At 63.1% G+C, this 17,338-nt stretch carries 15 protein-coding genes and 1 pseudogene; 12 read left to right on the top strand and 4 right to left on the bottom strand.

Annotated elements, in window-relative coordinates:
* The first annotated feature begins 281 nt into the window (after window positions 1–281).
* The 11 genes from ACP7BZ_RS08750 (at window position 282) to yacG (ending at window position 11,453) form a co-directional block, all read left to right on the top strand.
* A complete protein-coding gene (locus ACP7BZ_RS08750) occupies window positions 282–1,538 on the top strand; it encodes a hypothetical protein (RefSeq protein WP_426112124.1) in 1,257 nt (418 codons plus the stop codon).
* 10 nt (window positions 1,539–1,548) lie between these two features.
* Window positions 1,549–1,968, top strand: a complete 420-nt coding sequence (locus tag ACP7BZ_RS08745; RefSeq protein ID WP_426112122.1) for a hypothetical protein — start codon at window positions 1,549–1,551, stop codon at window positions 1,966–1,968.
* A gap of 87 nt (window positions 1,969–2,055) precedes the next feature.
* Window positions 2,056–3,606: a methyl-accepting chemotaxis protein gene (locus ACP7BZ_RS08740; protein WP_426112120.1), complete on the top strand. Its 1,551-nt coding sequence runs from the start codon at window positions 2,056–2,058 to the stop codon at window positions 3,604–3,606.
* A 139-nt stretch (window positions 3,607–3,745) separates the two neighbouring features.
* Window positions 3,746–5,038, top strand: coding sequence for an HlyC/CorC family transporter (locus ACP7BZ_RS08735; RefSeq protein ID WP_426112118.1), 1,293 nt, complete (start codon window positions 3,746–3,748; stop codon window positions 5,036–5,038).
* A 179-nt stretch (window positions 5,039–5,217) separates the two neighbouring features.
* Window positions 5,218–6,939, top strand: a complete 1,722-nt coding sequence (pilB, locus tag ACP7BZ_RS08730) for a type IV-A pilus assembly ATPase PilB (protein ID WP_426112116.1) — start codon at window positions 5,218–5,220, stop codon at window positions 6,937–6,939.
* Window positions 6,940–6,947: 8 nt separating this feature from the next.
* Entirely contained in the window at window positions 6,948–8,177 is a 1,230-nt protein-coding gene (locus ACP7BZ_RS08725) for a type II secretion system F family protein (RefSeq protein ID WP_426112114.1), read from the top strand.
* A 65-nt stretch (window positions 8,178–8,242) separates the two neighbouring features.
* Window positions 8,243–8,746 (top strand): hypothetical protein, encoded by a 504-nt coding sequence (locus ACP7BZ_RS08720; RefSeq protein WP_426112112.1) that lies wholly within the window; start codon window positions 8,243–8,245, stop codon window positions 8,744–8,746.
* 166 nt (window positions 8,747–8,912) lie between these two features.
* Window positions 8,913–9,782, top strand: a complete 870-nt coding sequence (locus ACP7BZ_RS08715) for a prepilin peptidase (RefSeq protein WP_426112110.1) — start codon at window positions 8,913–8,915, stop codon at window positions 9,780–9,782.
* Between the two features lie 5 nt (window positions 9,783–9,787).
* Window positions 9,788–10,408 (top strand): dephospho-CoA kinase, encoded by a 621-nt coding sequence (gene coaE / locus ACP7BZ_RS08710; RefSeq protein WP_426112108.1) that lies wholly within the window; start codon window positions 9,788–9,790, stop codon window positions 10,406–10,408.
* Between the two features lie 91 nt (window positions 10,409–10,499).
* A complete protein-coding gene (zapD, locus tag ACP7BZ_RS08705) occupies window positions 10,500–11,255 on the top strand; it encodes a cell division protein ZapD (protein WP_426112106.1) in 756 nt (251 codons plus the stop codon).
* Window positions 11,256–11,270: 15 nt separating this feature from the next.
* Entirely contained in the window at window positions 11,271–11,453 is a 183-nt protein-coding gene (yacG, locus tag ACP7BZ_RS08700; protein WP_426112104.1) for a DNA gyrase inhibitor YacG, read from the top strand.
* A 99-nt stretch (window positions 11,454–11,552) separates the two neighbouring features.
* Here yacG and ACP7BZ_RS08695 read toward each other — a convergent pair whose 3' ends face one another.
* The 4 genes and pseudogenes from ACP7BZ_RS08695 to argJ form a co-directional block, all read right to left on the bottom strand.
* Window positions 11,553–12,848 (bottom strand): D-amino acid dehydrogenase, encoded by a 1,296-nt coding sequence (locus ACP7BZ_RS08695; protein WP_426112102.1) that lies wholly within the window; start codon window positions 12,846–12,848, stop codon window positions 11,553–11,555.
* 92 nt (window positions 12,849–12,940) lie between these two features.
* A pseudogene (locus ACP7BZ_RS08690) lies at window positions 12,941–13,330 on the bottom strand (NUDIX domain-containing protein); the annotation flags it as partial.
* The gene (locus tag ACP7BZ_RS08685; protein WP_426112100.1) at window positions 13,327–14,208 is read right to left on the bottom strand and encodes an ATP-binding protein; all 882 of its coding nucleotides are present in this window, start codon (window positions 14,206–14,208) and stop codon (window positions 13,327–13,329) included. The pseudogene ACP7BZ_RS08690 and the gene ACP7BZ_RS08685, both read right to left, overlap by 4 nt.
* Before the next feature lie 9 nt (window positions 14,209–14,217).
* Window positions 14,218–15,456: a bifunctional glutamate N-acetyltransferase/amino-acid acetyltransferase ArgJ gene (gene argJ, locus ACP7BZ_RS08680; protein ID WP_426112098.1), complete on the bottom strand. Its 1,239-nt coding sequence runs from the start codon at window positions 15,454–15,456 to the stop codon at window positions 14,218–14,220.
* Window positions 15,457–15,684: 228 nt separating this feature from the next.
* On the opposite strand from argJ, the gene ACP7BZ_RS08675 reads away from it, so the two are divergent.
* The gene (locus tag ACP7BZ_RS08675; RefSeq protein WP_426112096.1) at window positions 15,685–17,313 is read left to right on the top strand and encodes a DUF945 family protein; all 1,629 of its coding nucleotides are present in this window, start codon (window positions 15,685–15,687) and stop codon (window positions 17,311–17,313) included.
* The last annotated feature ends 25 nt before the right edge of the window (window positions 17,314–17,338 follow it).

The raw sequence follows: 17,338 nt of genomic DNA, 5'->3' as shown, positions 1-17,338 counted from the left end.
CGGCGCGCTTGGAAATTCGTAAAAATCATTAAACATTAAATTTGTGAATTTCAAAAACTGTTAAATATACGAAAATATTATCCACATAAAGTTTCGCAAAAACAACAGAAAATGGGCGCAAGCTTGTCATAAGTTTATCTAAAGCAACTATTTCCTTGCGGCATCCCTGCGCCGTTTTTACAATAGCGTCAGGTACTCACATTCGCCCCCCAGCCCGGGCGCTCGTTTCTATCCATCCCCGCGGATTTTCTAAAATGTTGCTTCATGCTACAGGCACCCTCATGACCAAACAATTCATCATTGCCGCTTTGACCCTGCCGCTGGCCGTCTCGGCGGCGTATGCGCAAGACAGCCAAATCTTTCCTCCTGTAACAATTAGCGGCTACGGCACGCTGGCTGTGACACAAACCAATAGCGACGCCGCGCAATTCATCCGGCCCAACCAGTCCGCTGGTGCCACCAAAAGCGCGCGCACCGGCGTCGATTCGAATTTCGGCGTGCAAGCGAACAGCACCCTCAACAGCTGGCTGTCGGCCACCGTGCAGGGGCTGGTGCGCAAGGATGGCGAAGATGACTTCGGCGCTGAACTGGCCTGGGCTTTCCTGAAGGCCAAGGTCAACGACAAGCTGTCGCTGCGGGTCGGCCGCATGGGCTTGCCGGTGTTCCTGATTTCCGACTACCGCAACGTCGGTTACGCCAACACCATGCTGCGCCCGCCGGCCGAGGTGTACACCCAGGTGCCGCTGAACAGTTTCGATGGCATCGATGCCACCTGGCAGGAAAGCGTTGGCAACACCAGCCTGTCGGCCCAGTTCGGCATCGGCCGCACCCGCAACACCATCGCCACCAGCAGCAGCGCCATCGTGCACGTCGATGGCAGCAGCCTGACGGCCTTGAACCTGGTGGCGGAAAACGGTCCCGTCACGTTGCGCTTCGGCCGCGCCGATGGCAATCTCGACCTGCAGGATTCGACTTCCCTGAACAGCCTGCTCGGGGGCTTGCGCGCCACCGGCGCCGGCTACGGCTTGACCACGCTGGCGCCACTGGCCGATGCGTTGAGCCTGAAAAAGAAAAAAGCCTCGTTCACTTCGGTGGGCGCGACGCTCGACTGGAAGGGCCTGGTGGTGCAGAGCGAATACGCGAAGCGCAAGACCGACAGCTATGTCAACAACACCAATTCCTGGTACACCATGGTCGGCTACCGGGTCGGCAAGTTCCTGCCCTATTACAACCACGCCGATGCCAAGGCGGTCGGCCGCGTCAGCAATACCGTGCCGGCAGCCTGCCCACCCGGCTACCCGGCCGCTTGTACCCCTACCTTGCGGGTGCTGTCAGCTGGCGTCGAGACGCTCTCTGCCGCCGCCAACCAGAGCACCGACACGCTCGGCGTACGCTGGGATTTTGCCCCATCGGTGGCGCTCAAGGCGCAGATCGACCGGGTCCGTCCGCGCGACGGCGTTGGCCTGCTTATCAAAGCCCAGCCCGGCTTTAGTGGTCCGCTGACCGTCGGTGCGGTCGCCCTCGACTTTGTATTTTAAGGAGAGCGCGATGACGACTCTGTATCTGAAGGTAACACACGCTGTTGTTGGTGGCCTGCTGGCCCTGTCGATTGGCTCGGCCGGCGCCGAAGTGGTGGCGGTGGTGGGCGCCAAGAGCCCGGCAACAACGATGAGCAATGAACAGGTCGCCCAGTTCTTCCTCGGCAAATCGACGGCGATGACGCCCATCGACCAGCCCGACGGCAATGCGCTGCGCAACGAGTTCTACAAAAAAGTGGCGGACAAGGATGCCGCCCAGGCCAAATCGCTGTGGTCCAAGCTGGTGTTTACCGGCAAGGCAACGCCGCCGAAAGAAGTCGCTGGCAGCGCCGAAGTGAAGAAGGCGGTGGCAGCCGATCCGAAAGCCATCGGCTACATCGAAAAAGGGGCGGTCGACGCCACCGTCAAAGTGGTGTTGACGGCGCCTTGATTTTTTCAGCAAGCAACAGCACATCGCAACATCGGGTAGTCCCGGCGCCAGGCGCGCAGGGACAGCCTGTTTAATCTCGGGAACACGATGAACATCAAGCGCAGGATCTGGGCTTTACCGCTTATTTCGACCATTATTTTTGGCCTCGGCATCGCCGTCAGCGCCTATATCGCCACCGGTGCACTGCACTCGATCCGCACCACCGAACAAGTCGATTATCCGGTCCTCGACCTGGTCAAGTCGACCACGCTCGACGTCAGCGCCGTCGCCGACACCCTGCGCGACGCCGTCAGCGAAGGTGACAAAAGCCGTATCGCCGCCGTCGGCGAGCAAGCCAACAAATTACGCAGCAAGCTCGCCGAGCTGGGCAAACTGGACGGCCAGGCCGCCACCGCCAGCCGCCTGCGGCAAGAATTCGACGCCTATTTCGCTCCTGCACTGGGGGCGGCCAAGATCATGCTGGAAATGGAACAGGGCGATCCGCAAGCGACCGTGGCGCGCATGCAAAGCACCCTGGCCACCCTTAATGGCGACCTGGCCAAGACCAATAGCGCCGCCCAGGCCCAGTTCAAGAACGGCATCGCCCACAGCGAAGCGAGCGTGCGCAGCGTGGTCAGTGCAATGGTGCTGGCGGCGTTGATCGTGGTGGCCAGCCTGGTGCTGGTGTCGTGGTTCGTGGTGCGTGCCATCTGGCAGCAGCTCGGCGGTGAGCCCGAGTATGCGCGCCAGATCGCCCGCGCCGTCGCCGACGGCGACCTGTCGATGGAAATCGTCACCGATGCCAACGACCGCACCAGCATGCTATCGGCCCTCAAGGACATGCGCGCCAAGCTGGCCCAGCTGATGGGTGACATCAAGCTGTCGGCCGACACCATCCAGACCGCCAGCGCCGAAATCGCTTCCGGCAATGCCGACCTGGCGGCCCGCACCGAATCGCAGGCAGGCAGCCTCGACCAGACCAGCCGCGCCATGGAAAAGCTCACCACCACGGTGCGCCAAAACACCGCCCACGCCAACCAGGCCAATGCGCTGGTGGTCGATGCCTCGTCGATCGCCACCCGCGGCGGCCAGGTGGTCTCCGGCGTGGTCAGTACCATGGGCGCGATCCACGATTCGGCCAAGAAAATCGTCGACATCATCGCCGTCATCGATGGGATTGCTTTCCAGACCAATATCCTGGCCCTCAATGCGGCCGTCGAAGCGGCCCGTGCGGGCGAGCAGGGACGCGGTTTTGCCGTGGTCGCCTCCGAAGTGCGCAACCTGGCGCAGCGCTCGGCCAGCGCCGCCAAAGAAATCAAGCAGTTGATCGGCGACTCGGTGGCCAAGGTCGATGCCGGCGCCATTCTGGTCGACCAGGCCGGCACCACGATGGACCAGATCGTCGCCTCGGTAAAGAAAGTGGCCGACATCATGGTCGAAATCAGCACTGCCAGCTTCGAACAGAATGCCGGCATCGAATACGTCGGTCACGCCATCGCCAGCATCGACCAGATGACCCAGCAAAATTCGGCGCTGGTGGAAGAAGCGTCGGCGGCGGCCGAGTCGCTGTCGGAGCAGACCAGCCAGCTGTCGGCGGCGCTGGCGGTATTCAAACTGAGCGACGCTGCAGCGCCGGCAGCGGCGCTGGCGCTGCGCTAAACGACGGGCGCGCACGGCAAACACTGGTCAAACTTGCAAGGCTGGCGCGACTGCCTTAGAATCGAGCGCTCTGCGGCAGCGTTTCAACGCCGCGCTTCCCGCCGGGCCCCCGGTCGCGCCACACCATGTTAGTCATTTCTTGAACACTGTTCCCCTCTGGGCGCTCGTGCTCGCGCTTGTCGTGCTGATCCTGTGCTCGGCGTTTTTTGCCATGGCCGAAACGGCCCTGATGGCGGCCAACAAATACCGCCTGCGCCACCTGGCCAAACGCCATCACCGGGGGGCCATCACCACCCTGTGGCTGCTCGACCGCACCGACCAGCTGCTCTCGTTAATACTCATTGCCAATACCCTGCTCAATGCCATGGCCACCGCCCTGGTCGCCGCACTGGCCATCCTGTTTTTCGGCCACGAAGAAAGCGTGCTCAGTATCGCCACCGCGGTGGTCGCCTTCCTGCTGATCGTGTTTGCCGAAATCTCGCCGAAAATTATCGGCGCCACCTACCCGGAAACCATCGCGCTCGGTGCCAGCCGCGTGCTGCGCCCCTTGATGACGGTGGCCAAGCCGGTGATCTGGTTCGTCAACCTGTTCGTCCGCCTGGTCCTTAAAACCTTGCGCATCCGCACCGGCAAAGAGATCCACCAGCACCGCGTATCGCCCGAAGAATTGCGCTCGATCGTGCTGGAGGGCGGCAACTTCATTCCGCAGAAGCACAAGAGCATCCTGCTCAACCTGTTCGACCTGGAAACCATCTCCGTCGAAGACATCATGACCCCGCGCGCCCAGGTCGAAGCGCTCAACCTGGCGCTGGGCGTCGATGAGATCAAGCGCGAACTGACCACCTGTTACCACAACAAGCTGCCGGTCTACGAGGGCGAAATCAACCAGATCGTCGGTATCTTGCACGTACGCAAAGCGGTGGCGCTGCTCAACCAGGCCGATGAATTGACGGTGGCGCATTTCCGCGACCTGCTGGTGCCCGCCTATTTCATCCCGCAAGAAACAGGCGTCTTCACCCAGCTGCAGTATTTTCAGGAAAACCGCGAACGGCTCGGCATCATCGTCGATGAATATGGCGAGGTGCAGGGCCTGGTCACGCTCGACGACATTATCGAAGAAATGATCGGCGAATTTACCACCTCGGTGCCGGGCGCTGCGCGCAGCGACAGCTTTGGCTGGGATGCCAATGGCGAATGCCTGCTGGAAGGCTCGACCCCACTGCGCGATATCAACAAACGGCTCGGTCTGGGCTTTCCCCTCGACGGCCCCAAGACCCTCAACGGCTTGATGCTCGAGCTGCTGCAGGACATTCCCGATTCGCCGATCAGCCTGAAGGTGGCCCATTGTGTCATCGAAGTGATCCAGGTCCATGACCAGGCCATCAAGGTGATCAAGCTGAAACGCCCGGCGACGGGCAAACGCTTGGTGTAATTGCCACAGTCAGTATCATCCCGATATGGATACGTGGTAAGCACGCGTCGTCCTGGCACAAACGCTTTACAAATAAGATGCCCAGAGGCATCATCCATCACACAATCTCACCACCTTTTGCTTCATTGGCACATCGTCAATGGGCTTTTTGCAAGCGTCCACTTTTCAAGCGTCCACTTATGTCAGCAGTCCTTCCCACCACCGTGCAAGGTACGCCCATGTCAGGTCTGGCGCGCGCGCTGACCCAGGCCGGCAAGCTGACGGCGGCGCAGGCGGACGCGCTGCAAAAGAAATCGGCCACCGACCGCGTGCTGTTCATCGACAGCCTGGTCACCAGCGGTTTGATCGATGCGCGCGGGCTGGCGGCGTTTTGTGCAGAAACCTTTGGCTATCCGCTGTTCGACCTGTCGACCTTCAACGTCGCCCTGCTGCCGCCGAACATCATCGACGGCAAGTTGATGCAGGCACAGCGGGTGATCGCGCTGGCCAAGCGCGGCAACAAGATGTCAGTGGCGATCTCCGATCCCACCAATACCCAGGCGCTCGACCAGATCAAGTTCCAGAGCGAAGCGTCGGTCGAGCCGGTGATCGTGCCGCACGACACCCTGCTGGCCCTGCTGGGTGTGCTGGGCAAGAGCGCTGAGCAAAGCCTGGCGGACCTCGCCGGCGATGGCCAGGAAATTGAATTTGCCGATGATGTGCGCGAAGCCGTGGTCGACCAGACCAACGACATCGAAGACGCGCCGATCGTCAAGTTCCTCAACAAGATCCTGATGGATGCCATTAACCTGGGCGCCTCGGACATCCACTTCGAACCATTTGAAAAGTTTTACCGGATCCGCCTGCGCATCGATGGCGTGCTGCGCGAACATGCGCAGCCGCCGATCAGCATCCGCGACAAGCTGGTCTCGCGCATCAAGGTGCTGGCCAAGCTGGACATTTCGGAAAAGCGGGTGCCGCAGGATGGCCGCATGCGCCTGGTGATGTCAGCGGTCAAGACCATCGATTTTCGCGTCTCGACCCTGCCCACCCTGTTCGGCGAAAAGACCGTCATGCGCATTCTCGACGCCACCCAGGCGCAGATGGGCATCGATGCGCTGGGCTACGATCCGGACCAGAAAGAATTGCTGATGGAAGCGATCCAGCGGCCCTACGGCATGGTGCTGGTGACGGGGCCGACCGGTTCCGGTAAAACGGTGTCGCTGTACACCTGCCTGAACGTCATCAACAAGCCCGGCATCAATATTTCAACGGCCGAAGATCCGGCCGAGATCAACCTGCCGGGCGTCAACCAGGTGAACGTCAATGACCGTGCCGGCCTGACCTTCCCGGTGGCCCTGAAATCTTTCCTGCGCCAGGATCCCGACATCATCATGGTCGGCGAGATCCGCGACCTGGAGACGGCCGACATCGCCATCAAGGCGGCGCAAACGGGCCACATGGTGTTTTCCACGCTGCACACCAACGATGCGCCATCGACTCTGACGCGCCTGATGAACATGGGCGTGGCGCCGTTTAATATCGCCTCGTCAGTCATCATGATCACTGCCCAGCGCCTGACGCGGCGCCTGTGCACCTGCAAGAAGCCGGTCGAGACGAGCCGCGAAATTTTGCTGGCGGCCGGCTTTCGGCCGGAAGAACTGGAAGGCGACTGGAAGCCCTACGGCCCGGTCGGCTGCGAACGCTGCCTCGGTGGCGGCTACAAGGGACGGGTCGGTATCTACCAGATCATGCCGATCACCCCGGCCATCGAAAAAATCATCCTGGCGCACGGCAACTCGATGGAGATTGCCGCCCAGTCCGAGGCGGAAGGCGTGAAATCGCTGCGCCGCTCGGGTCTGATGAAAGTGAAGCAGGGGCTGACCAGCCTCGAAGAAGTGCTCGGTTGTACAAACGAATAGGAAATCCGATGGCCACATCCCCCTCCAAAGCCGCCACACTGCAAGTGAAGGAAACGGTCTATGCCTGGGAAGGCAAAGACAAGTCCGGCAAAACCGTGCGTGGCGAATTGCGCGCCGGTGGCGAAGCGATGGTCAACGTCACCTTGCGCCGCCAGGGCGTGATGGTCACCAAGATCAAGAAAAAGGTCTATCGCAGCGGCAAAAAAGTCAACGGCAAGGACATCGCCCTGTTCACCCGCCAGCTCGCCACCATGATGAAGGCCGGGGTGCCGCTGCTGCAATCGTTCGATATCGTCGGCAAGGGCCATGCCAATCCCTCGATGTCGAAACTGATCATGGATCTGCGCTCGGACATCGAAACCGGTACCAGCCTGAACAATGCGTTCCGCAAATACCCGCTGTATTTCGATCCGCTGTTTTGCAACCTGGTGGGCGCCGGCGAACAGGCCGGTATTCTTGAAGAGCTGCTGACCCGATTGGCCATTTATCAGGAAAAGACGCTGGCCATCAAGTCGAAGATCAAGTCGGCGCTGATGTATCCGATCTCGATCCTGGCGATCGCCTTCATCGTCACCGCCGTCATCATGATCTGGGTGGTGCCCGCCTTCAAGCAAGTGTTTTCCAGCTTTGGCGCCGACTTGCCCACCCCGACCCTGGTGGTGATGGCGATCTCCGAATTTTTTGTCGCCTGGTGGTGGGCCATTTTCGGCGGCATCGGCGCCGGCCTATACTTCTTTTTCCAGGCCTGGCAGCGCTCGCCCAAGGTGCAGCGTTTCATGGATGTGACGCTGCTGAAGGCGCCCATTTTTGGCGACGTCATCCGCAAGGCGGCGATCGCCCGCTGGACCCGCACCCTGGCCACCATGTTCGCCGCCGGCGTGCCGCTGGTCGAAGCGCTCGATTCGGTGGGCGGGGCCGCCGGCAATGCCGTCTACCTGGAAGCGACCCGCAAGATCCAGAGCGAAGTGAGCACCGGTACCAGCCTGACGGCGGCCATGCAAAACGCCAATGTGTTTCCGAACATGGTGACCCAGATGGTTTCCATCGGTGAAGAATCGGGTTCCCTCGATGCCATGCTGAGCAAGGTTGCCGACTTCTTCGAAGAACAGGTCGACGAAGCGGTCGCTGCCCTGGCCTCGCTGATGGAACCGTTGATCATGGTGATTCTCGGCGTGCTGATCGGCGGCCTGGTGATTGCCATGTATCTGCCGATCTTCAAGCTCGGTTCGGTGGTGTAAGTTCGGCCGCGGCGGCCGGCGCGCATCGTGCGCGGCCGGCCGCCGTTGTATGGCAACATGGCAACATGAAAATATTTACCGTTATGTTCAGCGCCGTCCACAGTTTGATGGCCCTGCTGTTCGCCCTCGCCGCCCTCATGTTGATCGTCATTTCGGCGCGGGTCGGCTGGGATGCCTTTAATGCCGGCATGGACAACGCCACGGCGCTGGCCGTCATCGAAGCGATGGGTCTGTTAGCGGCCGGCGTGGTGGCCCTGCAAATTGCCGAAACCATCATCGAAGAAGAAGTCATCCGCGACAGCGACATCAGCGCGCCGACCCGCGTGCGGCGCTTCCTGTCGCGCTTTTTCGTGGTGGTGGTGGTCGCCCTCGCCCTCGAAGGGCTGGTGGCCACCTTCAAGGCGCTGCACGAAGACCCGACCCAGCTGCCGTACGCGGCCAGCATCCTGATCGCCGTCGCCTTCATGCTGGCGGCCTGGGGCGTGTTTGTCCACCTGAACCGCTCGGCCGAAGAGCTCGAGCCGGAAGCGATGGAAGACGCCAAACAGGAAGACCAGAAATTAAAATAGTGGCGCGACCGTCACAGGTTTGTGTCTGCATGGTGCCTGCGAGGCATCTGCGTCCCACCAGCGCGCCGCCAGCGTTGCGCAAGCGCCGGCGGCCGTCTATGATTGGCGACATTCCCGAGATGCAACATCACGCATCGACCGGTTACCCTTTTAATTGCGGATCGCCATGCTTCCTGAAACCCTGTTTTTTGCCCCGCCAGGCGACCTGGTCGCCACCGTCATGGCCGCCGTCTTCGGCCTGCTGATCGGCAGCTTTTTGAACGTCGTCATCTACCGCTTGCCAAAGATGATGCAGCGCGACTCCGACAATTACGTCGCCCACGAAAGCGGCAAGGACTTGCCGCACCAGGACAACTTCAATTTGATGGTGCCGCGCTCGGCCTGCCCCCACTGCGGCCACCAGATCACGGCGCTGGAAAACATCCCCGTACTGAGTTACCTGGCGCTGCGCGGCAAGTGCAGCAATTGCAAGGCGCCGATTTCGGCGCGCTACCCGGCCATTGAAGCGGTGACGGCGCTGCTGTCGGCCGGCCTGGTCTGGCATTTCGGCAGCGGCTGGGCCGGCCTGGCCGCGCTGGTGTTCGGCTGGACGCTGGTGGCACTGACCTGCATCGATGTCGACACCCAGCTGCTGCCGGACGATCTGACCCTGCCGCTGCTGTGGCTTGGCCTGCTGCTCAACATCAACGCCACCTTCGTGCCGCTGCAGGACGCCGTGCTGGGCGCCGCCGCCGGCTACCTGGTGCTGTGGGCGATCTACTGGCTGTTCAAGCTGCTCACCGGCAAGGAGGGCATGGGTTACGGCGACTTCAAGCTGCTCGCCGCGCTGGGCGCCTGGATGGGCTGGCAGGCGCTGCCGGCGATCATCCTGATTTCGTCGGTGGTCGGTGCGCTGGTTGGCATCGTGCTGATCGTCGGCGCCGGCCGCGCGCGCGACAAGGCGATTCCATTCGGCCCGTACCTGGCCGCTGCCGGCATGATCGCCCTGCTGTGGGGGGCGCCGATCGCCGCCTATTCGCACCGCTACTTCGGCTGAGCCCCATGCAACGGCCGCCGCCTTTGACCATCGGCCTGACCGGCGGCATCGGCTGCGGCAAGACCACGGTGGCCAATCTGTTCGCCGCCCGCGGCGCCACCCTGGTCGACACCGACCTCATTGCACACGCCATGACGGCGCCGGGCGGTGCCGCCATGGCCGCCATCGTCGCCACCTTCGGCGCGCAATTTGAAGGCGCCGACGGTGCCCTCGACCGCGCTGCCATGCGCAAGCTGGTGTTTGCCGACCCGCTGGCCAAACAGCGCCTGGAAGCCATCCTGCACCCCCTTATCCGCACCGCTGCCGAAGCCGAGGCAAGCACCGCCAGCGGCCTGTACGTGGTCTTCGTGGTGCCCCTGCTGATCGAATCGGGCGCCTGGCGCCAGCGGGTGGCGCGCATCGTCGCCGTCGATTGCCGCGAAGCGACCCAGGTGGCGCGGGTGATGGCCAGAAACGGTCTATCCGAAGCCCAGGTACGCGCCATCATGGCCAGCCAGGTCAGCCGCGCCACCCGGCTGGCCGCTGCCGACGACATCATCGACAATGACGGCGACGCCGCCGCATTGCCGGCCCAGGTCGATGCATTACACGCCCGCTACCTGGAAATTTCAGCGACAATGCAGTGAGCAGGCGAATCAACCATGCATTATTTGTAATTTGTGGGCGCTTGCCTCAGAATCATGAGACTTCTCCGCCAACCATACAAGGGATGTCACTTTGATCGTCTACGAATACCCGTTCAATGAGCGCATACGCACCTTGTTGCGGCTGGAAGATTTGTACGAGAAATTCAAGTTCTTTGTTCAACAAGAACATGCGATGCAGCATCATGTCGCCCTGGCAACTATCTTCGACATGCTGGAAGTGGCGGGACGGGCCGACCTCAAGTCCGACCTGCTGCAGGAACTGGAACGCCAAAAGCAAAGCCTGTTGAGCTACCGCTCGAATCCCAACGTCGCCGCCGACATGTTGGACGCCGTGCTGGCCGAACTGGAAACGGTCAGCACCAGCCTGGTCGCCACGCAGGGCAAGACCGGCCAGAATGTGCGCGACAATGAATGGCTGATGAGCATCCGCGGGCGCACCATCATTCCCGGTGGCGCCTGCGAATTCGATTTGCCGTCCTATCACGCCTGGCAACAACGCCCGGCCCAGCAGCGCTACGACGACATCAGCGCCTGGTTTGCGCCGCTGGCGCCCCTGTTCGACGCCCTCGCCCTGGTGCTGCGCCTGCTGCGCGATTCCGGCGGCCCCGTTAAAATGATCGCCATCGCCGGCAGCTACCAACAGATGTTGCAAGGCAAGGTCTACCAGATGCTGCGCCTGACCCTCGATGAAACGAGTGGAGCGATTCCCGAAATTTCTGCCAACAAATACATGCTGTGGGTGCGTTTCACCACCCAGGGCGGCGACCTCAAGCCCAAGCCACTGGAAGACGACGTGCCGTTCGAACTCACGCTGTGCAATTTTTAAACGATGAAGACCACCATGACTGTCGTCTCTTGCCCTACCTGCGCCGCCAAGGTTGAATGGACCGAAGCGAGCAAATACCGGCCGTTCTGCTCCGAGCGCTGCAAACAGATTGACCTGGGCGCCTGGGCGGAAGAAAAGTACACGATTCCGGCAGCGGCGCCGACCGATCCGCTGGACGATCCGCTGGCGGACGTTTAACGCGGGGCTGACGCAGCCAAGCCTGACGCGGCGCGGCCTGCCCCCGCTGCGCCATTCGTGTTGTGGTGATCATGGGGACAGGCGGCGGCGCCAGTCCCCCTAGGCCGTCACTCCCACCGGCACCACAATCGGCTTGTTGGCGCCACTGTAGCGGTCCATGAACAGCCCCTGCAGTCCAATTTCCGGCTGCCGCCCGCTGACCAGATCGGCCAGCACGCGTCCGGAACCGCATGCCATGGTCCAGCCCAGCGTGCCATGGCCCGTATTCAAAAACAGGTTGCGGTACGGTGTCGGTCCAATCACCGGGGTGCCGTCCGGCGTCATCGGCCGCAAGCCGCACCAGAATTCACCGCGCGCCAGGTCGCCGCCATCGGGGAACAGATCGCTGACCGAATGCTCGAGGGTATCGCGGCGCGCCTGGCGCAAACTGAGGTCGTAGCCGGCGATTTCCGCCGTGCCACCAACGCGAATGCGCTCGCCCAGCCGGGTGATCGCCACCTTGAAGGTTTCATCCATCACCGTCGACTCGGGCGCGCCGGCGGCGTCGGCCACTGGCACGGTGATCGAATAGCCCTTGACCGGGTAGACCGGAATGCGAATACCGAGCTGCTTGGCCAGCAGCGGCGAATAGCTGCCCAGCGCCAGCACGAAGGAATCGGCCGTCAGTTCGCCCGCCGAGGTGACCACGCTGGTGAGACGGTCGGCCACCGTGTTCAAGCGCTCGATGGTCACGCCCTGCCTGAATTGCACCCCCAGGCCCTTGGCCAGTTCGGCCAGCCGCTGGGTGAATTTAAAACAGTCACCGGTCTCGTCGCCGGGCAGCTGCAAGCCGCCGACGAATTTGCCGCGCACCCGCGCCAGCGCCGGCTCGTACTGTTCGCAGCCAGCCGCATCGAGCAGGCTGTAAGGCACCTTGTACTGGTCCAGCACGGCGATGTCGCCAGCCGCGCCATCGAGCTGCTTGTTGTTGCGGAACAGCTGCAGGGTGCCCTTGCTGCGCTCATCGTAGGCGATGCCGGTGTCGGCCCGCAGCTGCACCAGGCAATCGCGCGAGTACTCGGCCAGACGGACCATGCGGCCCTTGTTGACTTCATAGCTTTTCTGGTTGCAGTTGCCCAGCATTTGCAGCATCCAGCGCCACATGTCGGCATCGAACGCCGGCCGCAGCACCAGCGGGCTGTGCTGCATCAGCAGCCACTTGATGGCCTTGAGCGGCACCCCGGGGCCGGCCCATGGCGCCGAATAGCCGGGCGAGACTTCGCCGGCGTTGGCAAAACTGGTTTCCATGCCGGCCGCCGGCTGGCGGTCGATGACGGTCACTTGATGGCCGGCCTTGGCCAGGTAGTAAGCAGAGGTGGTGCCGATGACGCCACTACCGAGGACGATGATTTTCACGAAAGATCCTTGCGCACAGTTGTTAGAGCGGGTGACGACGGCGGCCGGTGGGCCGTTGCCGTCACTGCAGCGTCAGCCGACGGGTAGTCGGCGTAACGCACCTTGTCGAGCCATTCAAGCAGGGGAATGGTCGCTGGCAGCAGCGGCGTCACGCCGACCTGCCCCTGCCAGGCAAAAGCCTGCCCCTCCAGGCCCTGCGCCTCGCCATGCCAGGCGCGGCTGATAAAAAAATGCAGGCGCACATGGGCGTGTTCGTACACGTGTTCGATGCCGCACCACGGCTCGGCGCTGTCGATGAACAGGCCCAGTTCTTCGACAAATTCGCGCTGCAGGGCGGCGAACAGGTCTTCGCCCGCCTCGACTTTCCCGCCCGGGAATTCCCAGTAACCGGCATACGGTTTACCGGGCGGGCGCTGGCCCAGCAGGACGTCGCCATTCGGCCGCAGCAGGATGCCGACGACGACATCAATCGGCGTCGTCACGGCGCGCCCGGTTCATCGCGTTTACCGGCGTAGTCCCTGGCGAACTGCCAGGCCACGCGGCCCGAGCGCGAGCCGCGCTGCAGGGCCCAGCGCAGCGCCTCGGCGCGCGCACCGGCGATCTGCGCGGCGTCGCAGCCAAAGCTGGCCAGCCAGTGGCCGACGATGGCGAGGTAGTCGTCCTGCTTGAACGGATAAAACGACAGCCACAGGCCAAACCGTTCGGACAGCGAGATTTTTTCTTCGACTGTCTCGCCCGGATGCAGGTCACCATTGTCGTCGCTGGCATAGCCGGCGTTGTCGCTCATCCGCTCGGGCATCAGGTGGCGGCGGTTGGAGGTGGCGTAGATCAGCACATTGTCGGACTGCGCAGCGATCGAACCATCGAGTGCCACCTTCAGCGCCTTGTACCCGCTCTCGCCTTCTTCGAACGACAGGTCGTCGCAAAACACGATGAAGCGCTGGGGCAGGCCGGCCACCAGGTCGACGATGTCGGCCAGGTCGGCCAGATCGGCCTTGTCCACTTCGATCAGGCGCAGGCCCTGGTCGGCGAACTGGTTCAAACAGGCCTTGATCAGCGACGATTTGCCGGTGCCGCGCGCGCCCGTCAGCAGGACGTTATTGGCGGGGCGGCCGGTCACGAACTGGCGGGTGTTTTGCTCGATCTGGCGTTTTTGCGGACCGATGTTATGCAAGTCATCGAACTCGATGGCGGCGACGTGCGCCACCGGCGCCAGGGTGCCATGGCCATTGCGCTTTTTCCAGCGGAAGGCAAAGCTGCGCTGGCAGTCGGGCGCCGCCGGCGGCGCTGGCGGCAGCACCGCTTCGACGCGCGCCAGCAGTGCTTCGGCACGCAGCAGGAACTGCTCGAGGGGCGTCATGCGCGCCCCTTACGAGCGGTAGTCGGCGTTGATGGTCACGTACTCGTGCGACAGGTCGCAGGTCCACACCGTGGCCGTCGCAGCGCCGCGACCGAGGGTGACGCGCACCAGGATTTCGCTTTGCTTCATCACGCGCTGGCCGTCGGCTTCCTGGTAGTCGGGATTGCGACCGCCATGTTTGGCCACCCAGACGTCGTCGAGATACAAGTCGAGCAGCTCGACATCGAGGTCGTCGACGCCAGCGTAGCCGATGGCAGCGAGAATGCGGCCAAGGTTCGGGTCGGAAGCGAAAAACGCCGTCTTCACCAGCGGCGAATGGGCAATCGCGTAGGCGATCTGACGGCATTCTTCGATCGACTTGCCCTGCTCGACGGTGATGGTGATGAACTTGGTGGCGCCTTCGCCGTCGCGGATGATCTGCTGCGCCAGGTTGGTCGACAGCGCAGTGACGGCATCGCGCAGGGCTGCATAGTTGGCATCGTCGACGCTATCGATGACCAGCGAACCGGCGCCGGTGGCGACGACGATAAACGAATCGTTGGTCGAGGTGTCGCCATCGATGGTGATGCAGTTGAACGACTGGTCGGCGGCGTGGCGCACCAGCTGCTCGAGTACCGGCTGGGCGACGGTGGCGTCGAACGCCAGGTAGCCCAGCATGGTGGCCATGTTTGGCTTGATCATGCCGGCACCCTTGCTGATGCCTGTCATGGTGACCGGGTGGCCGCCGATCTGCAGCGTGCGCGAAGCCGCTTTCGGCTGGGTGTCGGTGGTCATGATCGCCTCGGCAGCATTGAACCAGTTATCGGCGGTCAGGTTGGCGATGGCGGCGGGCAGCGCGGCGACGATCTTATCGACCGGCAGCGGCTCGAGGATGACGCCGGTGGAAAACGGCAGGATTTGTTCGGCCGCGCAGCCAAGCAGGCCGGCCAGTGCCGTGCAGGTTTCCAGCGCGCGCGCCAGACCGGTGGCGCCGGTGCCGGCATTGGCGTTGCCGGTATTTACCACCAGCGCGCGGATTGGCGCGCCACCGGCGCTGACGGTGGCCAGGTGGCTTTTGCACAGCTGCACGGGAGCAGCGCAAAAGCGGTTTTTGGTAAATACGCCAGCCACCGTGGCGCCAGCGGCCAGGCGCATCACCAGCACGTCCTTGCGGCCCGGCTTCTTGATGCCGGCCTGGGCATAGCCGATATCGATGCCGGCGACAGCGTGCAGTTCAGCGGCGACGGGCAGCGGGGAGTTGACGGCCATAACGATCCCAATCCATGATAAGGGTAAAAAATACGAAAAAAAGCGGGCGAAAATGCCAGCAGCTATTGTAACGCGTCACCTGCCATCGGGCATCGGCGCGGCGGCAACGGCGGCGGGTCAGAGTGCCTCAGTTCACCTTAGCGGCAACTTAAAACGGTGCAGCAAGCGGATGACTTTCCCCATGTTGTAGTTGATAATGGGAAAATCTTTTCAACTTGATCATTCATCGTGAATCCATTCCCGCGCCGTCGCCTCAGTGCTGTCACCATGGCCGCCGCCATGGCCGCCCTCTGCCTTGCTGCTTGGGCGGACGCCGCCGTGCCGCCAGCGGCGCCAAGACCAGCGCCAGCGGGCCCGGTGGGCGCGGCGATGACGGCGCTGGTGCAGGAACTCAGTGCGGCCACGCCCACCTCGATGCCGGTGCAGCAGCGCCTCGACGCCCTGTTACAGTTTCGCCACAGCCCGGCCACCGCCGCGCTGCTGGAAAACATCTATGGCAGCACGCCGGCCTGGACGTTGAGCCGGCTGCCGTCGGCCGATGGCGCCGCCCACTACCGCGGCGAGCTCGCTGCCCTGCATTACAGCGACGCCAACGGCAGCACCGACTGGGCCGCCTTGCCGATCACGCTGGCGGTCAGTGGCGACGGCCGCACCGTCACCTACAGCGGCAGCTGGCCGTCGCTGGCCAGCGTTGACAAGACCGTCCGCATCGATATGCGCGGCCTGACCCTGGCCGGTCAGCAGCAGCGCGCGGCCGACCAGCTCTCGCTCGGCAGCGTCAGCGTCGACCTCGCCAGCATGGCGTTCGAGCCGGTGAGCGGCGGCCCCCGCTTCGTCATGGAAGGCATCCACAATGACAGCAGCATGGACGAGCAGGCTGGACGTCTTGGCATCGGCTACCAGTTGGCGGTGCGCCGAATCGCCGTTGGCGGCGATGGCGTCGACAATCTCAAGCTGGTCACTCGCTTCGGCCCGCTCGACCGCGCCAGCATGCTCGAGCTGCAAGCGCTCGGCCAGCGCCCCCTTGCCACCGGCGCCAGCGTGCAACAGCGGCAGGCGCAGCTGGCGCCCGTATTAAAGGCGCTGGCGCGCGGCGTGATCAGAAGCGGCAGCGTGCTGGAGATCGACGAACTGAGCGCCAGCTTTCACGGCCAGACCATCCGCGCCAGCGGCCGCCTCAGCCTGGACAAGGCGGTCGAGGCGGATGCCGACAATTTACCGGCCCTGGTCAACAAGCTGGTCGGGCGCCTCGACCTCAAGGCGCCGCTGGCGCTGCTGACGGCAGTCTCAACAACCATGGCCGAACTGCAGGTGCGCGCCGCCAACCAGGGCGTCGCCGCGCCGCCGGCGGTGGCGCAGCTGGCCGCCACCATCAACGACACCCTGCTGGGCAAGATGGTCTCGAGCGGCTTGGTGCGGGTCGACGGCGATCTGCTGGTCACCGACATCGTCTACAGCGGCAGCGGCGGCTTGCGCATCAATGGCAAGGCGGCGTCGCTGCCGGCGGTCGGCAGCAAGCGAAGCAGTGCTGCTGGCAATGTAAGCAGCACTGCCGGCGGCGCGCCCTCGATGCTGCAGGCGCGCCGCATTGAGGGGCGCTGCACGCTGCCCGACTACCCGGCCGACATCGTCAAGGAGGACACCCCCCTGAGCCTGACGCTGCGGCTGCTGGTCAAGGCCGACGGCAGCGTGCGTCATGTGACGCTGGCGGCAGCGAGCACGCGGCCCGCGTATGACCAGGCGGTGCTGGCGGCGGCGGCGCGCTGCGCGTATCTGCCGGCGCTGCGCAACGGCCAGCCGGTGGACGTGCCGGTGGCATGGAAAATTGTCCGCGAAACGGGCAGTACGCGGCCATAATCGCCTGCTCACCTGCTCACCTGAT

Source organism: Massilia sp. PWRC2, assembly GCF_049896725.1.
Lineage (GTDB): Bacteria > Pseudomonadota > Gammaproteobacteria > Burkholderiales > Burkholderiaceae_D > JAFCUW01.
This window is presented reverse-complemented; position numbering and strand designations above follow the sequence as displayed.